Source organism: Solwaraspora sp. WMMD1047 (genome assembly GCF_029626155.1).
Classification (GTDB): domain Bacteria; phylum Actinomycetota; class Actinomycetes; order Mycobacteriales; family Micromonosporaceae; genus WMMD1047.
The window spans coordinates 6,278,653-6,304,712 of the sequence record NZ_JARUBL010000001.1; the positions used below are offsets into that span (position 1 = coordinate 6,278,653).

At 72.3% G+C, this 26,060-nt stretch carries 24 protein-coding genes; 8 read left to right on the forward strand and 16 right to left on the reverse strand.

Going from position 1 to position 26,060, the window contains the following annotated elements; genetic code table 11:
• Positions 1 to 3: 3 nt before the first annotated feature.
• From O7627_RS28725 to O7627_RS28735, 3 genes are all read left to right on the forward strand, one after another.
• On the forward strand, positions 4 to 1,761 hold the full coding sequence (locus O7627_RS28725; RefSeq protein ID WP_278098473.1) for an ABC transporter ATP-binding protein: 1,758 nt from the start codon (positions 4 to 6) through the stop codon (positions 1,759 to 1,761).
• Positions 1,761 to 3,623: an ABC transporter ATP-binding protein gene (locus tag O7627_RS28730; protein ID WP_278096579.1), complete on the forward strand. Its 1,863-nt coding sequence runs from the start codon at positions 1,761 to 1,763 to the stop codon at positions 3,621 to 3,623. Before O7627_RS28725 ends, O7627_RS28730 begins: the two co-directional genes overlap by 1 nt.
• Before the next feature lie 77 nt (positions 3,624 to 3,700).
• Entirely contained in the window at positions 3,701 to 5,269 is a 1,569-nt protein-coding gene (locus tag O7627_RS28735; RefSeq protein ID WP_278096580.1) for a trypsin-like serine protease, read from the forward strand.
• A 111-nt stretch (positions 5,270 to 5,380) separates the two neighbouring features.
• Here the strand turns inward: O7627_RS28735 and O7627_RS28740 are convergent, their stop codons facing one another.
• From O7627_RS28740 to O7627_RS28765, 6 genes are read right to left on the reverse strand one after another with little or no spacing between them, the layout of a single operon-like run.
• Positions 5,381 to 6,307, reverse strand: a complete 927-nt coding sequence (locus tag O7627_RS28740) for an ROK family protein (protein WP_278096581.1) — start codon at positions 6,305 to 6,307, stop codon at positions 5,381 to 5,383.
• A complete protein-coding gene (locus O7627_RS28745) occupies positions 6,307 to 7,005 on the reverse strand; it encodes a putative N-acetylmannosamine-6-phosphate 2-epimerase (RefSeq protein WP_278096582.1) in 699 nt (232 codons plus the stop codon). The genes O7627_RS28740 and O7627_RS28745 overlap by 1 nt, the downstream gene beginning before the upstream one ends.
• A complete protein-coding gene (locus O7627_RS28750) occupies positions 7,002 to 7,940 on the reverse strand; it encodes a DUF4434 domain-containing protein (RefSeq protein WP_278096583.1) in 939 nt (312 codons plus the stop codon). The genes O7627_RS28745 and O7627_RS28750 overlap by 4 nt, the downstream gene beginning before the upstream one ends.
• 32 nt (positions 7,941 to 7,972) lie before the next feature.
• Positions 7,973 to 8,794, reverse strand: a complete 822-nt coding sequence (locus O7627_RS28755; protein ID WP_278096584.1) for a carbohydrate ABC transporter permease — start codon at positions 8,792 to 8,794, stop codon at positions 7,973 to 7,975.
• Positions 8,787 to 9,692, reverse strand: coding sequence for a sugar ABC transporter permease (locus O7627_RS28760; protein ID WP_278096585.1), 906 nt, complete (start codon positions 9,690 to 9,692; stop codon positions 8,787 to 8,789). Before O7627_RS28760 ends, O7627_RS28755 begins: the two co-directional genes overlap by 8 nt.
• Positions 9,682 to 10,968 (reverse strand): ABC transporter substrate-binding protein, encoded by a 1,287-nt coding sequence (locus O7627_RS28765; protein ID WP_278096586.1) that lies wholly within the window; start codon positions 10,966 to 10,968, stop codon positions 9,682 to 9,684. Before O7627_RS28765 ends, O7627_RS28760 begins: the two co-directional genes overlap by 11 nt.
• A gap of 126 nt (positions 10,969 to 11,094) precedes the next feature.
• On the opposite strand from O7627_RS28765, the gene O7627_RS28770 reads away from it, so the two are divergent.
• Positions 11,095 to 11,814, forward strand: a complete 720-nt coding sequence (locus tag O7627_RS28770) for a GntR family transcriptional regulator (protein WP_278096587.1) — start codon at positions 11,095 to 11,097, stop codon at positions 11,812 to 11,814.
• Between the two features lie 27 nt (positions 11,815 to 11,841).
• Here the strand turns inward: O7627_RS28770 and O7627_RS28775 are convergent, their stop codons facing one another.
• The 3 genes from O7627_RS28775 to O7627_RS28785 all read right to left on the reverse strand — a co-directional run bounded on the left by O7627_RS28775 (position 11,842) and on the right by O7627_RS28785 (position 13,680).
• On the reverse strand, positions 11,842 to 12,492 hold the full coding sequence (locus O7627_RS28775) for a hypothetical protein (RefSeq protein ID WP_278096588.1): 651 nt from the start codon (positions 12,490 to 12,492) through the stop codon (positions 11,842 to 11,844).
• Between the two features lie 203 nt (positions 12,493 to 12,695).
• The gene (locus O7627_RS28780) at positions 12,696 to 12,896 is read right to left on the reverse strand and encodes a hypothetical protein (RefSeq protein ID WP_278096589.1); all 201 of its coding nucleotides are present in this window, start codon (positions 12,894 to 12,896) and stop codon (positions 12,696 to 12,698) included.
• A gap of 46 nt (positions 12,897 to 12,942) precedes the next feature.
• Positions 12,943 to 13,680 carry a hypothetical protein gene (locus O7627_RS28785; RefSeq protein WP_278096590.1) on the reverse strand — a complete coding sequence of 246 codons (738 nt, stop codon included), beginning with the start codon at positions 13,678 to 13,680 and terminating at the stop codon, positions 12,943 to 12,945.
• Between the two features lie 53 nt (positions 13,681 to 13,733).
• Here O7627_RS28785 and O7627_RS28790 point away from each other — a divergent pair, with 53 nt between their 5' ends.
• Both O7627_RS28790 and O7627_RS28795 read left to right on the forward strand, forming a co-directional pair.
• Complete coding sequence (locus O7627_RS28790) at positions 13,734 to 14,915, forward strand: DNA recombination protein RmuC (RefSeq protein ID WP_278096591.1); 1,182 nt, start codon at positions 13,734 to 13,736, stop codon at positions 14,913 to 14,915.
• 165 nt (positions 14,916 to 15,080) lie between these two features.
• Positions 15,081 to 18,344, forward strand: a complete 3,264-nt coding sequence (locus O7627_RS28795; RefSeq protein ID WP_278096592.1) for a S8 family serine peptidase — start codon at positions 15,081 to 15,083, stop codon at positions 18,342 to 18,344.
• 87 nt (positions 18,345 to 18,431) lie between these two features.
• On the opposite strand, the gene O7627_RS28800 is transcribed toward O7627_RS28795, so the two are convergent.
• Together O7627_RS28800 and O7627_RS28805 are read right to left on the reverse strand one after the other, a co-directional pair.
• Positions 18,432 to 18,878, reverse strand: coding sequence for a hypothetical protein (locus tag O7627_RS28800; RefSeq protein WP_278096593.1), 447 nt, complete (start codon positions 18,876 to 18,878; stop codon positions 18,432 to 18,434).
• Positions 18,875 to 19,894, reverse strand: a complete 1,020-nt coding sequence (locus tag O7627_RS28805; RefSeq protein ID WP_278096594.1) for a 4-hydroxy-3-methylbut-2-enyl diphosphate reductase — start codon at positions 19,892 to 19,894, stop codon at positions 18,875 to 18,877. Before O7627_RS28805 ends, O7627_RS28800 begins: the two co-directional genes overlap by 4 nt.
• A 44-nt stretch (positions 19,895 to 19,938) precedes the next feature.
• On the opposite strand from O7627_RS28805, the gene xseA reads away from it, so the two are divergent.
• Both xseA and O7627_RS28815 read left to right on the forward strand, forming a co-directional pair.
• Positions 19,939 to 21,165, forward strand: coding sequence for an exodeoxyribonuclease VII large subunit (gene xseA / locus O7627_RS28810; RefSeq protein WP_278096595.1), 1,227 nt, complete (start codon positions 19,939 to 19,941; stop codon positions 21,163 to 21,165).
• A gap of 117 nt (positions 21,166 to 21,282) precedes the next feature.
• Complete coding sequence (locus O7627_RS28815) at positions 21,283 to 21,522, forward strand: exodeoxyribonuclease VII small subunit (RefSeq protein ID WP_278096596.1); 240 nt, start codon at positions 21,283 to 21,285, stop codon at positions 21,520 to 21,522.
• Between the two features lie 26 nt (positions 21,523 to 21,548).
• Here the strand turns inward: O7627_RS28815 and O7627_RS28820 are convergent, their stop codons facing one another.
• The 5 genes from O7627_RS28820 to O7627_RS28840 form a co-directional block, all read right to left on the reverse strand.
• Positions 21,549 to 22,370 carry a hypothetical protein gene (locus O7627_RS28820; RefSeq protein ID WP_278096597.1) on the reverse strand — a complete coding sequence of 274 codons (822 nt, stop codon included), beginning with the start codon at positions 22,368 to 22,370 and terminating at the stop codon, positions 21,549 to 21,551.
• Positions 22,371 to 22,430: 60 nt separating this feature from the next.
• Positions 22,431 to 22,856 (reverse strand): oxalurate catabolism protein HpxZ, encoded by a 426-nt coding sequence (gene hpxZ / locus O7627_RS28825; protein WP_278096598.1) that lies wholly within the window; start codon positions 22,854 to 22,856, stop codon positions 22,431 to 22,433.
• 95 nt (positions 22,857 to 22,951) lie between these two features.
• Complete coding sequence (locus O7627_RS28830) at positions 22,952 to 24,649, reverse strand: regulator (RefSeq protein ID WP_278096599.1); 1,698 nt, start codon at positions 24,647 to 24,649, stop codon at positions 22,952 to 22,954.
• A 12-nt stretch (positions 24,650 to 24,661) separates the two neighbouring features.
• Positions 24,662 to 25,351 carry a cysteine hydrolase gene (locus O7627_RS28835; RefSeq protein ID WP_278096600.1) on the reverse strand — a complete coding sequence of 230 codons (690 nt, stop codon included), beginning with the start codon at positions 25,349 to 25,351 and terminating at the stop codon, positions 24,662 to 24,664.
• 8 nt (positions 25,352 to 25,359) lie between these two features.
• Positions 25,360 to 26,049, reverse strand: a complete 690-nt coding sequence (locus tag O7627_RS28840) for an isochorismatase family cysteine hydrolase (protein ID WP_278096601.1) — start codon at positions 26,047 to 26,049, stop codon at positions 25,360 to 25,362.
• Positions 26,050 to 26,060: the final 11 nt, after the last annotated feature.

The following is a 26,060-nucleotide window of genomic DNA, read 5'->3' on the forward strand; positions in this document are numbered from 1 at the left end:
CGGCTGCGCCGTTACGTCCGGCCGTACGCCGGCCAGCTCGCCTGGCTGCTGGCCGCCGCGTTCGCCGCCACCGGCGCCGGCCTCGCCGTGCCGATGGTCATCCGGGAGGTGGTCGACGGGCCGGTCGCGAACCGTGACCCGGGCGGGCTGCTCCGCCTCGGCGGGCTCGCGCTGCTGCTCGGCCTCGCCGAGGCGGCACTTATCTTCGTCCGGCGCTGGGTCCAGTCGTCCTCGGCGGTCGGGCTGGAGGCCAGCATCCGGGAGGACCTCTACGCCCACCTGCAGCAGCTGCCGGTCTCCTTCCACGACCGCTGGCAGTCCGGTCAACTGCTCTCCCGGGTGACGAGTGACCTGTCGGTGCTGCGCCGGTTCCTGTCGTTCGGGCTGATGTTCCTGATCGTCAACCTCGCCACCTACCTGGCGGTGATCGCCCTGCTGATCGGGCTGCACTGGCAGCTCGGGCTGCTGGTGGCGGCCAGCTCGTTGCCGCTGTTCCTGGTCAGCCGCCGGTTCACCCGCGCGTACCTGGCCGTCTCGCGGCGGGTCCAGGACGAGCAGGGTGACGTGGCCACGCTGGTGGAGGAGTCGGCGCGCGGGGTGCGGACGGTCAAGGCGTACGGCCGGCAGCCGTTGATGGCGACCAGCTTCCGGGCCGGCACCCGCCGGCTGCACGACACGGCGGTCGGCAAGGGCCGGCTGCTGGCCGGGGCGTCGGCCCAGTTCGACCTGGTGCCGAACCTGACCCTGGTGGCCGTGCTGGTGGCCGGCACGGTCGCCGCCGCCCGGGGCGCGCTCACCATCGGCGAGCTGGTGGCGTTCGTGACGCTGCAGCTGATGCTGATCTGGCCGATCGAGTCGCTGGGCTGGATCATCGCCCACGCCCAGGAGGCGAAGACGGCCGCCGACCGGATCTACGAGGTGCTCGACACCGAGCCGTCCATCATGGATCGACCCGGCGCCGTCCCGGTGTGCCGGTCGGCGGTCCGGGGACACCTACGGTTCGAGGGGGTCACCTTCAGCTATCCGGGATCCCCCACCCCGGTGCTGCGCGGCGTCGACCTGGAGCTGCGGCCCGGCGAGACGATGGCGGTGGTCGGCGCCACCGGCAGCGGCAAGACCAGCCTGCTCTCGCTGGTCCCCCGGCTGCACGACGTCACCGGCGGGCGGGTCACCCTCGACGGCCAGGACATCCGCGACCTGCAACTGGCCTCGCTGCGGCAGGTGGTCGGCGTGGCGTTCGAGGAACCCACCCTCTTCTCCATGTCGGTCTGGGAGAACCTGACCCTGGGCCGGCCGGACGCCGACGAACAGGACGTCCGGGCCGCCCTCACCGTCGCGCAGGCCGACTTCGTGCACGACCTGCCCTGGGGGCTCGCCACCCGGATCGGGGAACAGGGGCTCTCCCTCTCCGGCGGCCAGCGGCAGCGGCTCGCCCTGGCCCGGGCGGTGCTCGGCCGGCCCCGGCTGCTGGTCCTCGACGACCCGCTGTCGGCCCTCGACGTACACACCGAGGCGCTTGTGGAGCGCGCGCTGGCCCGGGTGCTGCGCGGAACCACCGCGCTGGTGGTGGTGCACCGGCCGTCGACGGTCGCACTCGCCGATCGGGTCGCGCTGCTCGACGGCGGCCGGGTGACCGCCGTCGGCACCCACTCCGAACTGCTGGCGACGGTGCCCGCGTACCGGATGATTCTGGCCGCCACCGCGACCGAGCCGGCGGCCGGCGTCGACGCCGCGCCCGGTCTCGGCCTGGTCCGGTCCTGATGACCCGGCCGCCACCGAGCGCGCTCGACCTGGCCCGCTGGCGCGGGCGGGCGGTCGACCCGGAGGCCGACCGCACCGCCGCGGAGAGCGAGACGCTGGCCGCCATCGCCCGGCTGCGGACCCGCAGCCGAGGGCTGCTCGGCTCGCTGGTCCGGCCGCACCGCCGGCTGCTCGCGGTGGCCGTGGCCCTGCTGCTGCTGCAGAACGCGGCCGGGATGGCCGGCCCGTACCTGGTCATGCTCGGCATCGACCGGGCGATCGAGCCGCTGGCGGCCGGCGACCCGACCCTGCTGATCGGCATCGGCGCCGCCTTCGCCGGCGCCACGCTGCTGGAGTACGCCGGCAAACGCGGCTTCCTCACCCTCTCCAGCCGGATCGGCCAGGCGATCCTGTTCGACCTGCGGCAGCGGGTCTACCAGCACTTCCTGCGACTCTCCGTCGGCTTCCACGAGCGTTACACCTCCGGCCGGGTGGTGGCCCGGCTCACCAGCGACATGGACTCGATCGCCGAACTGGTCGACGGCGGCCTGGACGACCTGGTGCTGGCGGTGCTCTCCATCGCCTCGGTGGCCGGCATCCTGCTCTGGCTGGACCCGCCGCTGGCCCTGGTGACCCTGCTGGCGTTCCCGTTCCTGCTGCTGTTGTCGCGCTGGTTCGCCCGCGCCTCCGGGTACGCCTACCGCCGGACCCGGGAGGCGGTCTCGCTGGTGATCGTCCACTTCGTGGAGTCGCTGGGCGGCATCCGCGCGGTGCAGGCGTTCCGGCGGGAACGGCGCAACCAGCAGATCTTCAACGCGGTGAACGACGACTACCGGCGGGCCAACCTGCGGGCGTTCCGGCTGATCGCCGTCTACTCGCCGGCGATCAAGGTGATCGGCAACGTGACGATCGCGGTGGTGCTCACCTACGGCGGCCTGCGGGTGCTGGACGGGCACGCCGAGGTCGGCGTGCTGGCCGCGTTCCTGCTCTACCTGCGGCGGTTCTTCGAGCCGATGCAGGATCTGAGCCAGTTCTACAACGCGCTGCAGTCGGCCACCGCGGCGTTGGAGAAGCTCACCGGCGTACTCGACGAGCGGCCTTCGGTGGCGGAGCCGGAGCGGCCCACGCCGCTGCCCGACGGGTCGGACCGCGGCACCGTCGAGTTCCGCTCGGTCAGCTTCGGCTACCGGGACGGCACCGTGGTGCTGCCCGGCCTCGACCTGCGGATCCCGGCCGGGCAGACGGTGGCGCTGGTCGGCGCGACCGGGGCCGGCAAGTCGACGCTGGCCAAGCTGGTCGCCCGCTTCTACGACCCGACGGCCGGGGCGGTCACGCTCGGTGGGGTGGACCTGCGGCGGGTCGCCGACCCGGAGCTGCGCCGCGCGGTGGTGGTGGTGACCCAGGAGAACCACCTCTTCAGCGGCACCGTCGCCGACAACATCCGGTTCGGCCGCCCGGACGCCACCGACGCCGAGGTGGTGGCCGCCGCCCGCGCCATCGGCGCGCACGATTTCATCGACGCCCTGCCCGAGGGATACGGGACCGACGTGCACCGACGCGGCTGCCGGCTCTCGGCCGGCCAGCGCCAACTGGTGGCGTTCGCGCGGGCGTTCCTGGCCGACCCGACGGTGCTGATTCTCGACGAGGCGACCTCGTCCCTGGACATTCCGAGCGAACGGCTGGTGCAGCGGGCGCTGCGGACCATCCTGGCCGACCGGACCGCGCTCGTCATCGCGCACCGGCTCTCCACGGTGGAGATCGCGGACCGGGTGCTGGTGCTCGACGGTGGCCGAATCGTCGAGGACGGCACCCCCGCGGCCCTGACCAGCGCGGGCGGCCGGTACGCGGCGCTGCATCAACAGTGGCGGGACTCGCTGGTCTAGACTCCGTCGGCGGCGGTCGATGGAAGCCGGTCCGGTCCCGGACCACCCGCCGCTTCGCCTCACGGGGAGGACATGACGTGCCCAGAAGACGTCGCATCCTGATCGCCGGCCTGACCGCCGCCGCCTGCGTACTCGGGGTGACGGTGTACGCCGCCGCCGCCGACCGGCCGGAGACGCCGGTGGCCACCTTCACCGGCGCCAGCGGGTCGCTGGCCGGCGCGTCAACCGCCGACCCGGCCGGCGACCCGGCCGCCGGGGCGGACACCCCGGCGCCCGCGCCACCGGCCGGCGAACCGGCCCGCGTCGAACCGCTGGCCGCCCCGGACCCGGCCGAGGTGGCCGCCGCCGCCCCGGCCTCGATCACCCACCTGCGCCAGCGGTACGGGGTGCCGGCCGACGAGGCCGCCCGCCGACTCGCCCTGCAGCAGACCGCCGGTGAGCTGGCCGACCGGCTGGCCCGGCAGTTCCCCGCCGAGTACGGCGGCATGTGGCTGGACCAGACCGCCGGCGGTGTGCTCACCATCGCGGCGACCGACGCGGAGCGGATCCGGCCGGCGCTCGCCGACCTGCCCGACGCCGACCACCTCCGGGTGGTGCCGGTGACCCACCCGCTGAGCCGGCTCAACTCCGCGGCGACCGAGCTGGCGGCGACCCTGGGTGCGCTGGCCGGCACCGACGTGGTGGTGGACCAGCCCGGCAACACCCTGGTGGTGCTCACCGGCGACGCGGTGCCGGCCGGGGACGCCCGGCTGGCCGGCGCCATCGCCGCCGCCGGGGTGCCGGTGACGACCCGGCCCCGGGTGGCCGCCGGTGCGGTGCCGAAGGCGTGCGACCCGCGCTACTGCGATCAGCCGCCGATGCGCGGCGGGATCCGGCTCGACGTCCCCCGCAACGACGGCACCGTCGGCGGCTGCACCAGCGGCTTCAACCTCCGCTCCGGCAGCACCGGCGCCCGCTACCTGCTCACCGCCGGACACTGCGTGATCGGCGCCCGGCACACCCACCGCAACGAGCTGTGGCACCAGTACCTCGGCCCACGGCGGCCGGTGACGATCGAGGACACCAACGCCGGCCTCGCCGAGAACGCGTTCCCGAACGACTACGCGATCATGCCGTTCCAGGCCGGCGCGGAGGGCTTCTGGTTCCCGACCACGCCGGGCCGGAAGCCGACCTGGTCGGACGCGACGGTCAACTACTGGCCGCCGGGTGCGACCCGCGGCAAGACCATCCGGATCACCGGGCTGGTGCCGCCGGCCCAGGTGCAGGTCGGCTGGGTGGTCTGCGCCACCGGCTCCGGCTACACCCCGGCCGCCGGTGAGCAGTACATCGACTCCGGCGCCGGCGCCGGCTACACCCCCGGCACCCGCTGCGGCACCGTCAACAGCGTCACCAGCACCATCAACGTGCGGATCTGCGCCCGGTTCGGCGACAGCGGCGGGCCGCTGTTCACCGAGGCCGACGGCAAGGCGCTGGGCATCCTCTCCAACGGTGACCCCGGCTCCGGGGCCTGCACCAACGCCGCCGAGCAGAACCAGTACGTGCCGGTCTCGGCGATCCTCGACCGGGCCAACTCGCGTACCGGGGGCGCGCTCGACCTGAAGCTGGCCACCAGCCCGCCCCGGCTCCCCCCGCCGCCGCGCGGCTGAAACCGCACCGCCGACCCCGCCGCCGAGCTCGTCCTCAACGCCATTTTCTGATCATGGCCAGGTGAACCTCGCGGGTCCGGCTCCGCGGGCTGACCTCGATCCCAGCGTACGTCACCCGGCGCCCGCCACGGCGCGGCGCGCGAGCAGTGCGGCGCCGGCCAGCACGGCGGCGGCGCCGAGCCGGGCGGTGCGCACCGGCAACCCGTCCACCCCGGGCAGCGCCGCCGCGCGCAGTGCGGCGCCGACCGCGGTGACGAACGGTTCACCGAGCCCGAGGACGCCGCCGCCGAGGACCACCACCTCGGGATCGAGCAGGTTCGCGGCGGCGGCCAGGCCGTCGCCCAGTACCCGGGCCGCCGCGTCGATCACCTGCACCGCCACCTGGTCGCCGGCGGCGGCCGCCGCCGCGACCGCCTCCAGCGGTGGGGCCGCGGCACGGCCCGTCCGGGCCGCGTACTCGGCGGCGATCGCCGGTCCGGCCGCGTACGCCTCGACGTGGTCGGTGGCGCCGCAGCCGCAGCGCCGGCCGAGGCGCCGGGTGGCCGGCAGGTGGCCGACGCTGCCGGCGAAGCCGTGCCGGCCCACGATCACCTCGCCGCCGATCACGATCGCGCCGCCGATGCCGGTGCCGGCGGCGACGACGAGCGCGTCGCGCGCCTCGGCGGCGGCGCCGTGCCACGCCTCGCCGGCCGCCATCGCCTGCACGTCGTTGGCCACCACCACCGGCAGGTCGAGCGCGGCGGCGAGCACGGCCCGCAGTTCGGTGCCCGGCCAGCCGGGCAGGGTGTCGGTGGCGTGCGTGATGCGGCCGGTCGCATCGACGGCGCCGGCGGTACCCACCCCGCACGCCACCGGTGCCTCCGCCGCCTCCCGCCGCACCCGGTCCGCCAGGTCGACGGCTGCGGCGACCACCGCGTCCGGGCCCCGGGTGGCCGGGGTCGGCGCGCGACGCACCGGCCCGACGGTGCCGTCGGCGCCGACGAGCGCGGCGGCGATCTTCGTCCCCCCGATGTCGAGGCCGATCGTGGCACCGTCCATCAGCCCTGCCCGACCGGGCTGACGGCGCGCGGGACGGCCGCGGCGAGGCCGCGGGTCAGCGCGACCGGATCGGTGATCGCCGTTCCCACCACGGCCGCGAACGCGCCGGAGGCGAACGCGGCGCGCACCTGGTCGGCGGTGCCGAGCCGCCCCTCGGCGACGGTCCGAACACCGGCGGCGGTGAGCGCCGCGACGAGGGCGAGGTCCGGTGCCGACTGACGCGGGCTGTCCTCGGTGTACCCGGACAGCGTCGTGGCCACCAGATCAGCTCCGGCCGCCCAGGCCGCGGTGCCCTGGACGAGGGTCGCCACGTCCGCCATGACGGGCAGTCCGAGCTGCCCGTGGATGCGCGCGACGAACTCGCCGATCGGCAGTTCACCCCGGCCGGTGGCCTCGACGGCGACGATGTCGGCGCCGGCCGCGGCGAGATCCGCGGCGAGATCCCAGCGTGGGGTGATGAGGTCGCGGTCGGCGGCCCGTACCTTGTGCAGCCCGATCACCGGCAGGGCCACGGCGGACTTCACGGCGCGCACGTCGTCAGGGTGGTTGACGCGCACCGCGGCGGCACCGCCGAGGGCCGCGCAGGCGGCGAGCCGGGCGATGACCGCCGGCGTCCGCAGCGGATGCCCCTCGGGCGCCTGACAGGAGACCACCAGGCCGCCGGCGATCGCGGTCACGGCGCCAGCCGGCGCACTCATCGGGCACCCCTGCTGGTCAGGAACTCGCCGTAGCGGTCGTAGAGGTTGCGGGCCGCCGGCCACACCGAGTTGGGGCTGAGAAAGTGGGAGAACTCGAAGGTGATGATTTTCTCGACGTACGGCTGGACGGCGTCCAGCTTGTGGGCGAGCTTGCGCCAGTCGGTCGGGGGGAACCGGATCGGCATGTCCCGGTCGAAGGTCTCGATGTTGGCCCACGAGACGATCCCGTGCCGGCTCGCGGCCTCCGCGGTGGCGGCGAAGTACTCGGCCGACCGGGCCAGCTCCACGGTGCCGTCCTGGAAGGCGCAGAAGTCGACGAGCCCGGCGTACCGCTGGAAGATCTCCTCCCAGATCCGCACGTGCTCCTCGGGCGAGCGGGGCCGCTGGCGGGGGTCGGTGCTGGTGGCCATGTCGGCGCGGCCGTGGAAGAACGGCGAGACGAGGATCGGCAGGTCGCTGACCTCGCGCAGCCGGGCCGCGAGGGTGGTGTTGATGTCGAGGATGCGCAGGCTGGTGTCGGTCGTCTCGTGCGGCAGGTACCAGCCGCGCAGCGCCGGGGACCCGCCGTAGCGGTCCCACACCTCGTCGATGACGGCGAGGTTGACCTCGACCTCGGTCTGCCAGTCGTAGCGGTACCAGTGATGGTGCGAGTCGTAGAGGCCGAGGAAAAAGTCGATGTTCCGTTCGGCGGCGAGGTCGAGGAAGAGCCGGACCAGGTCGACGTGGACGGGCAGCGCGGGCATCCGGTCGCTGACCGCCCGGCTCGGGCAGGCCAGCCGCTCGCCCAGGCCGAGCCGGATCAGCACGACGGTGTCGATCCCGGCGGCGACGAACGTGTCGAACTCGCGGGCCCACTCCCGTTCGCCCCAGTTCTGGGACGGAATGTCGACGCTTATCTCGTCGAGGAAGGTGCCGCTGATCGCCTGGTACGGCATGGACGTTCCTTTCGCGGTTTGCAGGATTCCTGTCACTTCAGGCCCTTCGTCGCGATGCCCTCGACGAAGTAACGCTGGCCGAGCAGGAAGATGATCAGTGCGGGCAGCGTGAACATGACGCTGGCCGCCATCAGCGGACCCCAGTCGACGCCGCGCTCGGAGAAGAACGCGTACAACCCGATCGAGAGCGTGTACTGGCTGCTGTCGCTCAGGTAGATGAGCGGGTTGAGGAAATCCGTCCAGGTCCACACGAACTGGAACACCGCCACGGTGGCGAGCGCGGGCCGGGCCAGCGGGAGGACGATCCGCCAGTACACCCGAAGCTCCGAGGCGCCGTCGATCCGGGCGGCGTCGAGCAGCGCGTCCGGGATCCCGACGAGGAACTGGCGGAGCATGAAGATGAGGAAGGGGGTGCCGAGGAAGCTGGGCACGATGAGCGGGAAGTAGGTGCCGACCAGACCGATCTTGTTCCACAGCAGGTACAGCGGGACGAGGGTCACCTGTGGGGGCAGCATCATCGAGCCGAGGACGAGCGCCAACAGGAGGTTGCGGCCGGGCCAGTGCAGCTTCGCCAACGAGTACGCCACCAGCGGACACGAGATCAGGCTGCCGAGCACGCAGAGCCCGGACACCAGCAGGGTGTTGCCGAGGTAGCGCCAGAACGGCATCGCCGACAGGGCCGCCTCGAAGTTGCCGAACTCCCACTGCTCGGGCAGCACCCGGGGCGGCAGCGAGAACACCTCGTCCGGTGGTTTCAGGGCGGTGCCCAGCATGATCATGAACGGGAACAGCATGCCGAGCGCGATCGCCCAGACGAGGGCGTAGCGGCCGGCAGCGCGGGCCTGTCTATCCATAGTGCACCCACCGGCGGGAGGTGAGCATCAGCACCGCCGTGAAGGCGAGCGTGATCAGGAACAGCACCCAGGCCAGGGCCGAGGCGTAGCCCATCTTCAGGAACACGAAGGCGTTCTGGTACACGTACATCCCGTAGGTCAGCAGTGAGTCGTCGGGACCGCCGGCGGCGGCGTTGAGTCGGGTCTGCGCCAGCAGGTAGGGCTGGGTGAACAGCTGCAGGCTGGTGATGAGCCCGACGATGAGCTGGAACAGCGTCACCGGGCTGATCGCCGGCCAGGTCACCGCGCGGAACCGCTGCCACGGCCCCGCCCCGTCGACGAGCGCCGCCTCGTAGGTCTCGCTCGGCACGTCCTTGAGCGCGGCCAGGTAGATGACGGTCGTGCCGCCGACCATCCACAGCCCGATGAGCACGACCGCGGGCTTGGTGAACGCCGGGTCCTCCAGCCAGCTCGGCTGCGGTAGGTGCAACAGGCCGAGGATCCGGTTGAAGTACCCGTACTGCGCGTTGAGCAGCCAGCGCCAGACGTACACGCTGACCACGATCGGGACGATCGTCGGCAGGTAGACGATGGCGCGGTACAACGGCAGTCCGCGTACCCGGGTGTTCAGCGCCAGCGCGAACACCAACGACAGCCCCAGCGCCAGCGGCACGCCGACGACGGTCAGGTACAGCGTGTTGAACAGTGCCGTGGCGAACCTGTCGTCAGCGGCCAGTGCCCGGTAGTTGTCGATGCCGACGTAGGTCGGCGACTGGAACAGGTTGAAGTCGGTGAAGCTGTAGTACCCCGACGCGACGATCGGCCCGAGGACCAGTGCGGCGAAGCCCAGCAGCCATGGACTCGCGAACGCCAGCCCCAGCCGGAGCTGGCGTCGCGAGCTGGTGGACCTACGGTGCATAAGAGGTCGCCTTCTCTGCCACGGCGGCGAGGCCCTGGGCGGGCGACGAGCGTTGCTCGGCGATGTCGTCGAACGCCTGACCGAGGTCGCTGGTGTACTCGGCGGACCACGGCATGCTGGCCAGCGACTTGGCGTTCGGGCTACGGAGTGCGTCGAGCCAGGTCGAGAACTGCGGGAGCGAGTTGTACCGCGAGTCGTCGAGCAACGACGTACGGGCCGGCAGGTTGCCCAGCGCCAGGGTGAACTGGACCATGGCATCCTCGGACAGCAGGTACTTCATGAACTCCCACGCCTCCTCGGGGTGCTTGGCGTTGCGCGGGATGAACAGCGTGCTGGTGGTCACCTGGGTCGTGCCGGCGAGGCCCGGCCGGTCCGACGGGTACGGCAACGGCGCCACGCCCCACTCCAGGTTGGGCGCGAACTTGTCGATGAACACCGACTGCCACTCGCCGTCGATCATCGTGGCGACCTTGTCGACGTAGAACGGGTTCTGTGCGGAGGCGTACTCGCCGAAGCCCGAGGTGAACTTGCGGACCTCCTCCACGCCGTACTCGCCGGGGATGTTGTCGGTGTAGAACTCCAGACCGGCGACGTTGCCGGGGTCGGCTGGGGTGGGTCGGCCGGACTGGTCGTCCCAGGCACCGCCGAACATGAAGCCGAGCGTGGTGAACGAGGTGTTGATCTCGGCGTTGGCGTAGCCGAGCTGGGTGATCGTGCCGTCGGCACCACGCTTGGTGAGCTTGGCGATCTGCTCCGCCCACTCCTCGGTGGTGACCGGCGGCCCGTCGAGACCGGCCTCGGCGTAGAGCTTCTTGTTGTACAGCAGCATCTGCGCGTGCAGCGCGATCGGCATCGAGTACGTCTTGCCCTCGTACCTCATCTGGGACATCGCCGCGGGGACGAAGTCGGCGGTGTCGAACCCGTCGGCGGCGATGAAGTCGTCCAGCGGGGCGAGGATGCCCTTGCTGGCCCAGGCCCCGACGCCGTTGCCGAAGTGGTCGGAGATGTCGAAGCTGCCCTCCGCGCCGGACATCGACGTCAGCTGCTTCTGGAAGTCAGGGTTGGAGACACCCCGGACCCTGATCTCGTCCTGGCTGGCGTTGAAGTCCGCGATGACCCGCTCCAGCGCGGCCGCCTCCTCGCCGGCCCACAGGTAGGAGAAGACCACCTCGACCTTGTCGTCCCCGCTGTCCGACCCGCTACAGGCGCCGAGCACCGTGGCGAGCGCGCCGGCCATGGCCGCGGCGGCCACCCGCCGGAAAGCTTCCCGTCTCACATGCACCTCCAAAGATCATCTTTGGTCTAGTCCAATTGTTGGTCCCGGTAGCGTAGATCGGCAGACGAAGGAGCGCTAGTATCATTTTGGTTTAGACCAGCGACCCCTCTGGAGCTGACACCTCAGATGACCGCGACCAAGCACGAACAGCTCCGCAGCCATCTGCAGAACCTCATCGAGCGGCAGCTCGCCCCGCACGAGCGGTTGCCCACCGAGCGCGATCTGGCCCAGGAGTTCGGCGTGAGTCGGATGACCGTGCGCCAGGCACTCGAACGCCTGGAAAACGAGCGGCTGGTCTACCGGGTGCGCGGCGCGGGCACCTTCGTTGCTCGACCCGCCATCACGAAGAGCATCGAGCTCACCTCGTTCAGCGACGACATGCGCCGTCGCGGCCTGCAGCCCGGGTCCCACCTGCGCACCGCCGAGTCGGTGCCGGCCGGCGCGAGCGTCGGCTTCGCGCTGGGGCTTAGCCCATCACACGAGGTCGTGCACCTGGAGCGGGTCCGCACCGCCGACGGGGTGCCGATGTGCGTCGAGCACACCTACCTGTCCGCCGCCGTCGTTCCGGGGCTGCTGGACCAGCCGTTCGACGGCTCGCTCTACGACCTGCTCCGGGACCTCTACCACATTCGACTCGTGCGGGCCGAACAGTCCATTCGGGCCACGGTCCTGGAGGAGGAGACGGCCGGCCTGCTGCAGGTGCCCCCGTTCAGTCCGGCCCTGCTGGTCGAGCGGACGACCTACGACCAACGGGACCGGCCGGTGGAACGGGCCACCTCGACCTACCGGGGCGACCGCTACGCCTTCCAGATCGAGGTGGTCCGCCCGACCAACGGCACCCAGTAGATGGAGAACGAGGAGCCCGGGCCGCCCTCAGTACGGCCAGTCGCCGCGCAGGAAGCGCAGGCCGATCAGGAAGGTGATCACGGCGGGTCCGAGCAGCAGGGTGATCGCCTGCAGCCGGTAGGCGATGCGGTGCCGGGTCAGCTCGACCGCGTTGCCGAAGACGATGACTCCGGCGAGCATCATGAACCCGCCCCACCAGGCCACCTCGCCGAAGTCGAGCCAGTCGGCGTTGATCAGCTGCAGCGTCACGCCGAGGGCGGCGCCGCTCAGGGCCAGCATGGCGATGGTCCGGTGCAGGCCGCGGACGAGCGGATGGGCCAGGTGCCACAGGTAGGTGCCGGCCACCGCCAGGGCCGGCAGCGTGATCATGAACGGCCAGCCCCAGGCCATCGCCCCGAACATCAGCAGCGCGCCCACGGCGAAGACGAGTCCGCCGAGGCAGGCCACCACGTACCCGGCGAAGGCCCGGCCGCCGCCGCGGACCAGCAGCGGCCCGCCGCTGGCCGCGATCAGGGCGCCGGGGACCAGGACGAACCCGGCCCACCAGTGGAACCGGTCGACCGACTGGGCGGTGATGGTGATGGCGGCGACCGCCAGGCCGGCGACCGCGACGCTGCCCAGCCAGGCGGTGCCGGTGCCGAGCCCGCCCGGGGGCAGCCGGCCAAGGTCGGTGCTCACCACGCCGTCTCCGTGCTCACTCCCCAGACTCTGCCCCGTGCGGCCGCGGCCGACCATCCCGCCAGCCCTACCGTCGCCCTTCCGGGTAACCGGACGCGCGGACAGCATGCCGTACGCCCCGAACCGGGCGACGGCGGGTGCCCCCGGCGACGGCTGGCCCGGTCGCCCGGGCGTCCGGCCGGCGCGCAGGGCCGACAGCCAACTCAGTCGCCGCCGCCACCGCCGCCGTCCCCACCGTCGCTGTCGCCGCCGCCCCAGAAGCCGCCGCCCGAGTCGCCGCCCGAACCCGGGTACCCACTGCCGCGACGGCCCCGGCGGCGGTTGCGTCGACTCACCCGGACTCCGAACAGCACGCTCACGAGCACCAGGCCGATGATGACGACAATTATCAATTCCGCTGGCATGCCTTGAAGGGTAGGAAGCCCTCGCCAGCCCGCCGGGTTCCCCAGATCAGAAGTCGCCGCCCCCGAAATCGCCGCCGCCGAAATCGCCCCCGCCAAAGTCACCGCCGCCGTCGTCGAAGCCGTCGGCACCGCCGTCGCCCGCGTCCATTCCGTCGGCGTAGCCGGCGTCGTAGCCGGGGTCGCCGAACGCCGGGGAGAAGAGAGCGTCGGCGATCAGCATCCCGCCGATCACCCCGGCGCCGGCCGCCAGGCCGGTCTTCCACCAGGGCGTGGAATACCAGCCGGCCGGCACCGGCCGGCCCTGCATCCGGCCACCGGGGTAGTAGTAGGGCGTGCCGGCGCCCGGCTGCGGGCCGGCCCGGAAGGTCTGCCCCTGGACGTTCACCTCGCGTTCCATGGTCAACGCGCCGGCTCCCCGGGCGGCGGCGAGCTGCGGCAGCTCGGGACCGGGGTCGATGCCGAGCGCCGTGCGGGCCGCCCGGATGTAGGTCAGCCCTTCCAGGGCGGTCTCCCGGGCCAGTTCGTACTGCTTCGCGGTGCGGGCCTGTTCCAGCTGGCTGCCGGCCGCGGTGTACCGCTCCCCCGCGTCGGCGAGCGCCTGCCGGACCGCCGGCTCGTCGCCGTGCAGGTTCATCACCTGGCCGCCGAGCCGCTCGTACCAGCGGGTGGCCTCGGCCCGGGCGTCGGCCAGTTCGCGCTCGCGCCGGGCCGCGCTCTCCCGCCGCCACCAGACGAAGCCGGCGATCAGCAGCGCCACGAGCAGCAGAAACCAAATCCCTCTCATGACACGAACGGTACCCACCCCTGGCTCGGGTACCCGTTTGGCATGCTGCCGGGATGGATGTCGCGACGCTGGCCGTGGTGGTCGTCTGCCTGGTCGCCGGCGGCGCGGTGGGGTGGCTCGCCGCCCGCGCCCGGGCGGCGGCCGAGATCGCCCGGCTGGACGCGACGCTCACCGCCACCCGGGACGGCGAGGGCCGGCTGGAGCAGTCGATGCGGGCGCTGAGCTACGAGGCGACGGCCCAGTCCCAGGAGGCGGTGGCCCGCGCGGTGGCCCCGCTGCACGAGACGCTGCGCCGCTACGAGCAGCGGGTGGCCGAGCTGGAACACGACCGGGTGGACGCGTACGCCGAGCTGCGCGAGCAGGTCCGTTCGATGAGCGCGGTCTCCGGCGAGCTGCGTACCGAGACCAAGCAACTGGTGGCCGCGCTGCGGGCGCCGCAGGTTCGGGGACGGTGGGGCGAGCACCAGCTGCGCCGCATCATCGAGGCCGCCGGCATGCTGGAGCACTGCGACTTCGACGAGCAGGTCACCGCCGCCACCGACCGGCAGACCGTCCGGCCCGACCTGGTGGTGCGGCTGCAGGGCGGGCGGACGGTGGTGGTCGACGCGAAGGCGCCGTTCGACGCCTACCTGACCGCGATGGAGGCCCGCGACGAGCGGACCCGGGACGGTCATCTGGACGCGCACGCCCGGCACCTGCGCGCCCATGTGGACGGGCTGGCCGCCAAGTCGTACTGGTCGGCGTTCGCGCAGACGCCGGAGTTCGTGGTGCTCTTCGTGCCCGCCGACCCGTTCCTCGACGTGGCGTTGCAGCGCGACCCGACGCTGCTGGAGTACGCCTTCGCCCGCAACATCGTGCTGGCCACCCCGGCCACCCTGGTTGCCCTGCTGCGCACCGTCGCGTACGCGTGGCGGCAGGAGGCGCTGGCCCGCAACGCGCTGGCCGTGCACGAGCTGGCCCGGGAGCTGTACGGCCGGCTGGCCACCCTCGGGGACCACGTCTCCAAGCTGGGTGGATCGCTCGGCGCGGCGGTCACCGCGTACAACCGGGCGGTCGGCTCGCTGGAGGCCCGGGTGCTGGTCAGCGCCCGGCGCCTCGCCGAGCTGGGGGTCTCCGACGACGAGCTGCCGGCGCCCGCCCAGGTGGAGCTGGCCCCCCGCCAGCCGCAGGCACCCGAGCTGCTCGCACCCACCGATCCGCCGCCGGTCACCGGCTCGCCGGCAGCCGGTTCCTGACCGGAGCCGGCGGAAAACGGGCAGAAGACGGGCGGGAGACGGGCGCCGCCAGGTCACGGGCAGGTCACAAGGGCCACTTCGGTATCGACAGCCTCATTCGTAACGCGAAGGATTCCGATCACCGTGCCCTACCACCAGGGCCCTGTTCTCTCGGAGGACGAGAACGTGAGTAGACCCCGCATCTGGAGCCGGCGTACCTCCGCCGCGCTCCTCGCGTCCGTCGTGGCGGCCGGCGCCATGACCGTGACGGGCGGCGCCACCGCGAGCGCCAACCCGTCGACCGAGGCCGACGTGCTCAAGGAGACCCCTGCCGACACGTTGGGCTCGCACGACCTCGAACTGCTCGCCGAGGCCGAGGCCGAGGGCGAGAAGGAGGTCATGCTCATCGTCGCCACCGACAAGGGCGAGACCGCCGACGTCGCCGCCGAGCTGCGCAAGCTGGGTGGCCAGATCGCCCGGCAGGTGAACGAGGTCGGTTACGTCCGCGCCCAGGTGCCGACCGGGTCCGTCGTCCGGGCCGCCAAGCTGCCCGGCGTGGCCGCGATCGACCTGGACGAGTCGATCCCGCTGCCGGACCCCGAGCCGGAGTCGACCGGCGCCGCCCGCTCCACCGCCGCCGCGGCCGCGCCCGGCCCGGACACCCCGGCCGTCAACCCGTACCTGCCGACGCACGAGACCGGGGCGGTCGCCTTCAAGACGGCCCACCCCGAGTGGGACGGCCGGGGCGTGACGATCGGCATCATGGACTCCGGCGTCGACCTGGACCACCCGGCGCTGCAGACCACCACCACCGGTGAGCGCAAGATCGTCGACTGGTTCACCGCCACCGACCCGATCTTCGACAACGACGGCACCTGGCGGGCGATGCTCACCGAGGTCACCGGCCCCACCTTCACGTACTCCGGCGCCACCTGGACCGCCCCGGCCGGCACCTGGCGGGTCAACCAGTTCTCCGAGTCCATCACCGGGGCCAGTGCGCCCAGCGGCGACGTCAACCGGGACGGTGACACCACCGACCGGTTCGGCATCCTCTACAACCCGGCCAACGGTGACATCCGGGTGGACGCCAACCTCAACCGCGACTTCACCGACGACGCCGTCATGCGCCCGTACGGCGAGCGCTTCGACGTGGGCCACTTCGGCACCGACAACACCGCCACCGCCGTACGCGAGCAGATGCCGTTCGTCGTCGAGTACCGCGAGGACGTGGACCTGAGCCCGTACGGCGGGCAGTACGTCGGGCAGACCGCCGACTTCGTCAACATCGGCATCGTGGAGAGCGCGCACGGCTCGCACGTCGCCGGCATCACCGCCGCCAACGACATGTTCGGCAACAGCGTCTTCGACGGCGCCGCGCCGGGTGCCAAGCTGGTCTCCGCCCGCGCCTGCTCGTGGGGCGGCGGCTGCACCGCCGCCGCGCTCACCGACGGCATGGTCGAGCTGGTCGTCAACCGCGGCGTCGACGTGGTGAACATGTCGATCGGCGGCCTGCCGGCCCTGAACGACGGCAACAACGCCCGCGCCCAGCTCTACAACCGGCTGATCAACGACTACGGCGTACAGCTGTTCATCTCGGCCGGCAACTCCGGTCCGGGTGTCAACTCCGTCGGTGACCCGTCGGTCGCCTCCGACGTGGTCAGCGTCGCCGCCGCGGTCAGCAAGGACACCTGGCAGGCCAACTACGGCTCGACGGTGCGGGAGCGCTACAACCTGTTCAACTTCTCGTCCCGGGGGCCGCGCGAGGACGGCGGCTTCAAGCCGAACATCACGGCTCCGGGTGCCGCCATCTCGACCACGCCGCTGTGGATGGCGGGCAACCCGGTTCCCGAGGCCGGCTACCCGCTGGCGCCCGGCTACCAGATGCAGAACGGCACCTCGATGTCCTCGCCGCAGGCGACCGGGGCGGCCGCGCTGCTGCTCTCGGCGGCCAAGGCCACCGACCGGGGCGTCTCGCCGGCCGCACTGCGCCGGGCCATCTACAGCTCGGCCCGGTGGATCGACGGCGTGCCCGCGCACGGCCAGGGCAACGGCCGTTTCAACGTCAACGGCGCCTGGCAGCTGCTGCGCGTCGGGGTGGAGACCCGCGCCTACACGGTCGACGCGCCGGTCTGCACCGCGATCTCCGAGTTCCTCGCCACCCCCAACCGGGGTACCGGCGTCTACAACCGGTGCCCGGCGGCCGAGGGCGGCCAGCGGGCCGGGCAGGCGAAGACCTACCAGGTCAAGCTGACCCGGACCAGCGGCCCGGCCGGCCGGATCATCCACGACCTGGAGTTGGTCGGCAACGACGGCGCCTTCACCTCGATCCGGCAGCAGGTCGGCCTGCAGCTCAACGAGACCGTCACCGTGCCGGTGAAGGTCCGGGCGGACGCGGGCGTGCACAGCGCGATCCTGCGGGTGGACGACCCGAACACCCCGGCGGTCGACTTCGAGTTCCTGAACACGGTCATCGTCTCCACCGACGCCAAGGCCCCGGGGTACGCGTTCAGCACCACCGGCAACGTGGACCGCAACTCGTTCAAGTCCTTCTTCGTCACGGTGCCCGAGGGCGCCTCGGCGTTGCAGGTCAACCTCTCCGGCATCGCCACCGGCTCGCACACCCGGTTCATCGCCTACAACCCGTACGGCGTTCCGATGGAGAGCACCTCCAGCCTGGTCTGCTACACCAACTTCTCCGACCCGGCCGGCTGCAAGCCGCAGGAGCGGGACTACCAGAACCCGCTGCCCGGGGTCTGGGAGATCCAGGTGGAGTCGCGGCGTACCTCGCCGGCGTTGGGGAACCCGTTCGAGTTGACCGCCCGGGTGCAGGGCGTCAAGGTCGAGCCGGCCGTGGTGGAGCTGCCCAGCGTCACCGCGGGTGAACCCACCCCGGTCACCTGGAAGCTGACCAACACCTTCGGTCCGGTCACCGTCACCGGGCAGGGCGGTCCGCTCGGCAGCGCGGCGGTGGACCGGCCGACGATCGGCAACCACGAGGTGCAGACCTACGAGGTGACCGTGCCGGAGGGTGCCACCAGGCTGGACGTCGCGATCGGCAACACCAGCGACCTCGCCGCCGACCTGGACCTCTTCGTCCGGCGCAGCGGCGTGCTGGTCGGGCAGTCCGCCGACGGCGACTCGGAGGAGTCGGTCTCGCTTGTCAACCCGGTGCCGGGCGTCTACACCATCGAGGTGGACGGCTACTCCGTGCCGGCCGGCACCACCGAGTACGACTACCGGGACGTGTTCTACTCGGCGGCGCTCGGCTCGGTCTCGGTCCCGGCTACGTCGGTGACGCTCGCCAACGGGGCCACCGCCACCGTCAGCGGCTCGGTCACCGCCGAGGCCGCACCGGCCGCCGGCCGGCAGCTCTTCGGCGAGATGGTCGTCGTGACCGACGAGGGCGCGATCGTCGGCCGCGGCAACGTCCTGATCGGTTCGGTGAGCTGAAACGGGCTCGGTGGGCTGAAGCCCACTGAGCAGTGAGAACAGGCGGAGCCCGTCCCCTTCGGGGGGCGGGCTCCGGTCGTGGGGGACTCAGGCGGGTCGGGCGCTGCGTACCAGGAGCGGGGTGCCCTGCTGGCAGGTGGTCATCAGGTCCGGCTGGAGCTCGCCGGTGACGGTCACCCGGGCGCCGGAGCGCAGCAGCGTCTTGTCGCCGCCGACCAGCAGGTAGTCGTTGAGCAGCAGGCAGCCGACCTCGACTCCGGCGACGATGGTGCCGCTGATCGTGATGGTGCCGCTGGGCCTGACCGCGCCGGGTGGACCGGGGGTCAGCGACTTGCCGGGCCCCGCCGTGGGCGGCACGACCGGCGGGTCACCGGGAGCGGTCGGGACGCCGGGAACGGAGGGATTGGTCGGTTCGGCGGGCGACGTCACGGTTCCTCCCGGCTCGTCCGGCTCCTGGCCGGCGTCCCGCGCTCCGCAGCCGGCCAGGGCCAGGCAGGTGAGCAGGGTCGCGGCGGCGATCCGGAACTTTCTCATACTCCTTCGACGCGAGGGCCGGCCGAGCCGTTCCCGGCCGCCACGGCGGCCTTCATGTCGCGCCGCAGCTCCGGCGGCAGCGCGAAGGTGAGCTTCTCGTCGGCGGTGGTGATCACGTTGACGTCGGCGAACCCGCGCGCGGCGAGGTGGTCGAGCACCTCGGTCACCAGGTCGTCGGGGACGCTCGCGCCGGAGGTCAGCCCGACCGTGGTGGCACCTTCCAGCCACTCGTCGGCGATCTCCGAGGCGTAGTCGATCAGGTAACCGGCGCGCGCTCCGGCGTCGAGCGCCACCTCGACCAGGCGCACCGAGTTGGACGAGTTGCGCGAGCCGACGACGAGCACCACGTCGCAGTCGGGGGCGATCTCCTTGACCACGTGCTGGCGGTTCTGGGTGGCGTAGCAGATGTCGTCGCTCGGCGGCGACTGCAGCAGCGGCAGCCGGCGCTTGAGCCGCGCCACGGTCTCCATCGTCTCGTCGACCGAGAGCGTGGTCTGCGACAACCACACCACCTTCGACGGGTCCCGGACGGTCACCCTGTCGGCGTCCTCCGGCCCGTCCACCAGTTGGATGTGGGCCGGCGCCTCACCGGAGGTGCCGATCACCTCCTCGTGGCCCTCGTGGCCGATGAGCAGGATGTCGTAGTCGTCGGCGGCGAACCGGCGCGCCTCGTGATGCACCTTGGTGACCAGCGGGCAGGTGGCGTCGATGGCCCGCAGCGACCGCTCGCGGGCCTGCTCGTGGACCTCCGGCGCGACGCCGTGCGCCGAGAAGACCACGGTGGCCCCCTCGGGCACCTCCTCGTTCTCCTCGACGAAGATCGCGCCCCGCCGTTCCAGCGTCGACACCACGTGCTTGTTGTGCACGATCTGCTTGCGCACGTAGATCGGCGAGCCGTAGAGCTTGAGCGCCTCCTCCACGGTCTGCACGGCGCGGTCCACACCGGCGCAGTAGCCACGGGGATTCGCCAGCAGTACGCGCTTACGGGTCGGGGTTGTCGCCTCAGCCTCGATCACCCGGCCAGTCTACGTCGCGCCCCGGCAGGCCATAGGGTGTGCGGGTGGCCGAGGCAGGGGTGGAAGGGCAGCGGAGCAGCTCGGACGAGCCGTGGCCGGTGCGGGTGGTCAGCCGGAAGATCAGCGCCTGGATCGCCAAGCTCGGCTGGGTCTGGGTGGACGGCCAGGTGGCCCAGATCAGCCGTCGCCCCGGCGCGGCCACCGTCTTTCTCACTCTGCGTGACCCGTCCGCCGACCTGAGCCTCACCGTCACCACCAACCGTGACGTGCTGGACCTCGGGGCTCCGGAGTTGGCCGAGGGGGCCCGGGTGGTGGTCCGCGCGAAGCCCGAGTTCTATCCGGCCCGGGGCACGCTGAGCCTGCGCGCGGACGAGATCCGGCAGGTCGGGCTCGGCGAGCTGCTGGCCCGGCTGGAGAAGCTCAAGAAGCTGCTCGCCGCCGAGGGGTTGTTCGACCGGGCGCGCAAGCGCCGCCCGCCGTTCCTGCCGAACCGGGTCGGCCTGATCACCGGCCGGGCGTCGGCGGCCGAGCGGGATGTGCTCACCAACGCCCGGCGCCGCTGGCCGGCGGTCGACTTCCGGACGGTGAACGTCGCCGTGCAGGGGCCGACCGCCGTACCCCAGATCATCGACGCGTTGAAGGTGCTGGACGCCGACCCGGCGGTCGACGTGATCGTGCTGGCCCGCGGCGGCGGCGGCATCGAGGACCTGCTGCCCTTCTCCGACGAGGCGCTGTGCCGGGCGGTCTTCGCCTGCCGTACGCCGGTGGTGAGCGCGATCGGGCACGAGACCGACGCGCCGCTCGTCGACTACGTGGCCGACCTGCGCGCCTCCACCCCGACCGACGCGGCCAAGCGGATCGTGCCGGATCTGGCCGAGGAGATCCAGCTGATCCGGCAGGCCCGGCACCGGCTCGACCGGGCGGTGCTCGGCCTGCTCGACCGCGAGTCCCACCGGATCGACGCGATCCGGTCCCGTCCGGTGCTGGCCCGCCCCGAGGTGATGCTCGACCAGCGGGCCTCCGACCTGGTGGCACTGCGGGACCGGGCCACCCGCTGCCTGGACCACCGGCTGGCCACCGCCGCCGGTGAGCTGCGCCACACGGTGGCCCGGCTCCGCGCGCTGTCGCCGGCCGCGACCCTGGACCGCGGGTACGCCATCGTGCGGCGCGCCGACGGCCACGTGGTGCGGGCGGCCGACGAGGTGGGCGGCGGCGACCCGCTGCGGGTACGCCTCGGCGCCGGCGAGATCTCTGTCACGGTGGACGGCTGATCGTCCGCCGGCGGTCAGCAGCCGGCTGGCGACGGCCCGCGACCGCCGCCCGGCGGGCCCGCACGGGCGGGCCGCTGCGGTGTGCTGAGATGAAACCCCGACGAGTGGCGAGAGGCTATGACTGACAAGCGCAACGGTGCCGGACCGGACGACGAGCGGCCCAGCTACGAGCAGGCCCGGGCCGAGCTGGCGTCGGTGGTCGAGCGGCTGGAGGCCGGCGGTACGTCACTGGAGGAGTCGCTGGCGCTGTGGGAACGCGGCGAGCGGCTGGCCGAGATCTGCCAGGGCTGGCTGGACGGCGCCCGCGACCGCCTCGACGCGGCCCGGCAGGCGCGCGACCGATCTTCGGCGGGCTGACCTGCCCGGCCAGCCCGCGCTCGCGGCTACTCGAACATCTCGTACATGTCGTCGGTCGCCTCGACGACCTCGCTGGCCGGCGGCGCCTGGGCCGGCGCCGCCTCGTCGTACCCGTAGGTGACCTTCAACTCGCGGGCCTCGCTCCCGCCGGCGGCGGGGATCTGCAGTGCCAGTTCGGTGAGCCGGTTCTCCTGGTCGACCTCGGCGGTGAACGGCACGGTCGCCCCGGTGCCGAGGGTCCGGACGACCTCCTCGTCGGTCAGCCCGGCCCCGGTGGCCCGGGCGAGGTCGATGGTGCCGGCGAAGCCGCCGTCCACCTTCTGCACCCCGGTCACCGCCTCGGCCAGGATGGCGCTGCCGGCCGGGTCGATGTCCTGGAAGTCGATCTCCAGGTCCTCGATCCCCTTGAGCCGGCTCCGGTCCAGGTGCTGGTACTTGCCGGTGTTCGGGTTCGGGGTGGGGGCTCCGCCCAGCTCGGTCAGCCCGGCGCGCAGCTCATCGAGGCCGGAGAGGTCGGTCCTGACCCAGGTCTCCGGCTCGACGTAGATCACGTCGATGGCGACCGAGATCTCGGCGGCGGGGTCGCCGGCGGACTTCATGGTGATCCGGGCGCTGCGGCTGGGTGCGTGCATGCTGCCGTCGGCGGTCAGCTCGCCGCCGGTCATCGTGAACGTGAAGTTGCCGTCCCCGATCGCCTCGGTGGCGGCGAGCAGCGCCTGCTTCGGGTCCGCCAGCGCGCCGGGGCCGGGGCCACTGTCCGTAGTGGTCGCGGTGCCGCAGGCCGCCAGTCCGGGCGCGAGCAGAACGGCCGCGAGCAGGCCCGGCACGCCTCGCCGTCGCAGAGTCATTGTGGTCCCCCGTCCAGCTGACCGGCGGGTGAGTCACCGCCGGTGGTTGCGCGACGGAGCTTAGCCGGTCACCCCCTGCGCCGTCGCATCGATAACTGTCGTTGTGTCGACTGTGGTCGGCTCGGAGACGTGGGCACTGACGATCCGCCAGCCGGCGGGGAACCGCACCCAGGTCTGCGACTGCCGGCCGGTGGCCCCACCGCCCGGATAGCCGAACCGGGTGGTGACCACGGCCAGGTCGGTGCCGAAGGTGGTGACCCGGGTGTCGCGCAGCGTCCGGCCGGCCGGCAGCGGCGGCTGCGCCCAGCGCCAGACCCGCTGTTCGTCGAGACCGTACTGGTGGTCGGCGATGCCGAACCGCACGGTCCGTGCCGAGTCCCAGAAGTACCCGCAGATCCGGTCCGCGTCCCCGTCCACCAGGGCCCGCTCGTATCCGGTGAAGGCCGCGGTCACCTCGGCGACCACCTCCGGCCGGTCCACCTCCATCTGTTCGCCCGCCTCCTCCGCTGCTGCCTCGCTCGTCGTCTGGTTGGGGACCGCCCGGTCGCCGGGTGCCGGTCGGCGACCGGGCGGGTCCCCGGTCAGCCGCTGACCGCCGGCTCCCGCTTCTCGCTGGGCGGCGGCTCCGGCGTGTCGGCCGGTTGCTCCGGCGACACCGCTGGCGCCGGCGACACCGGCGCGGTGGCGACCGCCGGGTCGGGGCTGGCGCCGCCGCCGTGTGCCCGGTCCAGTTCGACCTCGTCCGGATCCGGGACCCGGGGCGGGTGCTTGCCGAGCGCGAAGATCGCGCAGAGCACCGCCACGAAGAGGTAGCCGAGCGCCACCTGCCCGTTGGCGTTCCACTGGATCTCCTCGCCGTGGATCAGGCCGATGAAGGAGAGCACCGCGGCCGACCCGGCGAAGATCGCCGCCTGGACGAACCGCTTGTCGATGATGAACGCGACGATCGCGCCGAGGACCAGCCCGGCGAGAATGGCCCCCTCGCCGAGGATCCGCAGGCCGTCGTAGACGACTCCGGCGCCGGCCAGCGCCTCGTCACCGACCTCGGCGGCCGTGGTGCCGGCCGCGGCCAGGGCATTGTTCATCTGCCCCGTCGCCCAGGCGGCGATGTTCGGGATCAGCGCCGCCACCACCGCCGCGGCGTGCGCCCGGGGGGTGGCCTGGAACGCCTGCGCGCCGATCAGGAAGCCGATGTAGAGCAGGATCGGCACGATCGCCGCCGTCGGGAAGATCGCCCCGAGCAGGGAGAACATCCCGAGGAAGCAGAGCAACGCGATGATCACACCGGTCGCCATCGAATATCCGGTACGCCCACCGGCGGCCTTCCAGCCCGGGTGCCCGACGTAGACCGCCGGCGGGAACGGCGAGCCGAGAGCGGCGCCGATCACCGCACCGGCGCCGTCGGCGAGCAGCACGCTGCGCAGGTTGTAGTTGTCCCCGGCGGTGGCCGCGCTCTCCACGTTCGTCATCGCCTCGGTGAAGTTGTAGACCCCGAGCGGGATGGCGGTGGCCAACAGGGGCGCCATGTCGGACAGTCCACTGAAGAGCAGATCGAACTGGAAGGTGGGGAACGCGATCGCGATGTCCCGCGCCGCCGCCGTCACGTCCGGCACCGACATCGCCCCACCGGCCCAGCCGATCGCCGTGCCGAGCAGCAGGGCGGCCAGCCCGATCGGGAAGTTGAACGGCAGCTTCACGTCGGTGAGCAGACCGATCAGCAGCAGCGCGAAGACCGGCAGGGCGATCCACGCCAGCCGCCACATCTGCCCGGCCGGGTTCATCGAGATGAAGGTGATCGAGATTCCCGCGAGCGTGCCGAGCAGCGCCGCCCGGGGGGTGTACCTACGGATGTACGGCCCCACGAACGCGCCGATCAGCACGATCACGCCGATGATGAAGGCCCACGCGACGCCGGCCTGCCAGGCCGCCGTCGGGTCGGACGTGCGCAGGTAGATCGGCAGCATGATGACGAAGATGACGATGAACATGTGCGGCACGCTGGGGCCGTACGGCAGCGCCGTCACGTCGGTGCGGTTCTCCCGGCGGGCCAGCCGGCGGGCCAGGAAGGTGTAGTAGACGTTCCCGGCGACCAGGGCGATGCCCAACGCCGGCAGGATGGTGCCGAAGACGCTCTCCTCCGACAGGTTCACCACGACCAGGCAGAGCCCGGTGAGGGTGAGCACGTTCACCAGCACGTTGACGCCGAAGCCGAAGAAGGCGTTGGTGTCGCCGCGTACCCAGTAGGGCAGCGGCGCGGGGGGTTTCTGGGTGTCGACCATTACTGCTCCCGGTCAGGAGGAGGGTTGCAACACGGCGGTGGCAGGCAGCACGGCGAGCAGGTCACCGGAGTCGGCGACCCAGCCGAAGATCCCGCCCTGGGCGGCGATCATGTCGAGTCCGACCCGCTGGAACTCGGGAAAGTAGGACCCGACGCAGTCGGCGAGCACGAGACACTCGTACCCGCGGTCGTTGGCCTCCCGGACCGTGGTGTGTACGCACACCTCGGTGGTCACCCCGGTCACCAGGAGGCTGCGGATCTCCCGCTCGGAGAGCAGGGTGTCCAGTTCGGTGGCGTAGAAGGCGCCCTTGCCCGGCTTGTCGATCACCGGTTCGCCGGCCAGCGGCGCGAGTTCGTCGATGATGTCGTGGCCGTACTCGCCCCGGATCAGGATCCGGCCCTTCGGTCCGGGGTCGCCGATCCGCTTGCTGGGCTGGCCCCGGGTCAGCTTGGCCGGCGGACAGTCGGTCAGGTCGGGCAGGTGCCCCTCGCGGGTGTGCACGATGGTCAGTCCGGCCGCCCGGGCGCCGGCCAGCAGCGCGGCGAGCGGTTCGATGGTGCGGCGCAGCTGCGAGACGTCGTTGCCCAGGCTCTCGCCGAAGCCGCCGGGCTCCAGGAAGTCGCGCTGCATGTCGATGACGAGCAGCGCGGTGGTCGCGGGGTCGAAGGTGTACGGGGAGGGTCGGGCCGCAACGGTCAACATCGGTTACCTCACGGGGTTGTGGCGGCGATGACGTCGTCGGAGGTGGCGACGCATCCGAAGACCCCGCCCTGCATGGTCACCATGTGCAGGGCGGCGTCGTGGTTGCCCTTGTCCGTGGCGCCGGTGCAGTCGGCGAGGATCAGGCACTCGTAGCCGCGATCGTTCGCCTCCCGCATCGTGGTGTGGACGCAGACGTCGGTGGTGATGCCGGTGAGGATCAGGTGGGTGATGCCCCGGGTGCGCAGCACCAGGTCGAGGTTCGTGGCGTAGAAGGCGCCCTTGCCGGGCTTGTCGATGATCACTTCGCCGGGTGCCGGGGCGACCTCTCGGACGATCTCCCAGCCCGGCTCGCCCTTGACCAGGATCCGGCCGCAGGGTCCGGCCGCGCCGATCTCGGCACCGATCCGGGCCGACCGCCACCGCTTGTTGGCCGGCAGGTCGGTCAGGTCCGGGTCGTGGCCCTCGCGGGTGTGCACGACGAGCATGCCGATCGACCGGGCCAGCGCGAGCATCCGGGCGGTGGCCGGCAGGCCGGCCCGGGTCAGCCCGATGTCGTAGCCCATGCTGTCGACGTATCCGCCGGGGCCGCAGAAGTCGGTCTGCCAGTCGATGCAGAGCAGGGCGGTACGCGCGGCGTCGGCCGCGCCGTCGTACGGCCAGGGGTAGGGGTTCGCCGTGACGGGCCCGATCTGGGTCACCTCGTCCTCCT

Excerpts from the sequence above, each read along its gene's own strand:
- O7627_RS28740 (WP_278096581.1), bottom strand. The coding sequence starts at position 6,307 with ATGGACGGTGCCACGATCGGCCTCGACATCGGGGGGACGAAGATCGCC.
- O7627_RS28745 (WP_278096582.1), bottom strand. The coding sequence starts at position 7,005 with ATGAGTGCGCCGGCTGGCGCCGTGACCGCGATCGCCGGCGGCCTGGTG.
- O7627_RS28755 (WP_278096584.1), bottom strand. The coding sequence starts at position 8,794 with ATGGATAGACAGGCCCGCGCTGCCGGCCGCTACGCCCTCGTCTGGGCG.
- O7627_RS28780 (WP_278096589.1), bottom strand. The coding sequence starts at position 12,896 with ATGCCAGCGGAATTGATAATTGTCGTCATCATCGGCCTGGTGCTCGTG.
- O7627_RS28770 (WP_278096587.1), top strand. The coding sequence starts at position 11,095 with ATGACCGCGACCAAGCACGAACAGCTCCGCAGCCATCTGCAGAACCTC.
- O7627_RS28730 (WP_278096579.1), top strand. The coding sequence starts at position 1,761 with ATGACCCGGCCGCCACCGAGCGCGCTCGACCTGGCCCGCTGGCGCGGG.
- O7627_RS28790 (WP_278096591.1), top strand. The coding sequence starts at position 13,734 with ATGGATGTCGCGACGCTGGCCGTGGTGGTCGTCTGCCTGGTCGCCGGC.
- hpxZ (WP_278096598.1), bottom strand. The coding sequence starts at position 22,856 with ATGGAGGTGGACCGGCCGGAGGTGGTCGCCGAGGTGACCGCGGCCTTC.
- O7627_RS28835 (WP_278096600.1), bottom strand. The coding sequence starts at position 25,351 with ATGTTGACCGTTGCGGCCCGACCCTCCCCGTACACCTTCGACCCCGCG.
- O7627_RS28800 (WP_278096593.1), bottom strand. The coding sequence starts at position 18,878 with ATGAGAAAGTTCCGGATCGCCGCCGCGACCCTGCTCACCTGCCTGGCC.
- O7627_RS28760 (WP_278096585.1), bottom strand. The coding sequence starts at position 9,692 with ATGCACCGTAGGTCCACCAGCTCGCGACGCCAGCTCCGGCTGGGGCTG.
- O7627_RS28830 (WP_278096599.1), bottom strand. The coding sequence starts at position 24,649 with ATGGTCGACACCCAGAAACCCCCCGCGCCGCTGCCCTACTGGGTACGC.
- O7627_RS28785 (WP_278096590.1), bottom strand. The coding sequence starts at position 13,680 with ATGAGAGGGATTTGGTTTCTGCTGCTCGTGGCGCTGCTGATCGCCGGC.
- O7627_RS28750 (WP_278096583.1), bottom strand. The coding sequence starts at position 7,940 with ATGCCGTACCAGGCGATCAGCGGCACCTTCCTCGACGAGATAAGCGTC.
- O7627_RS28815 (WP_278096596.1), top strand. The coding sequence starts at position 21,283 with ATGACTGACAAGCGCAACGGTGCCGGACCGGACGACGAGCGGCCCAGC.
- O7627_RS28820 (WP_278096597.1), bottom strand. The coding sequence starts at position 22,370 with ATGACTCTGCGACGGCGAGGCGTGCCGGGCCTGCTCGCGGCCGTTCTG.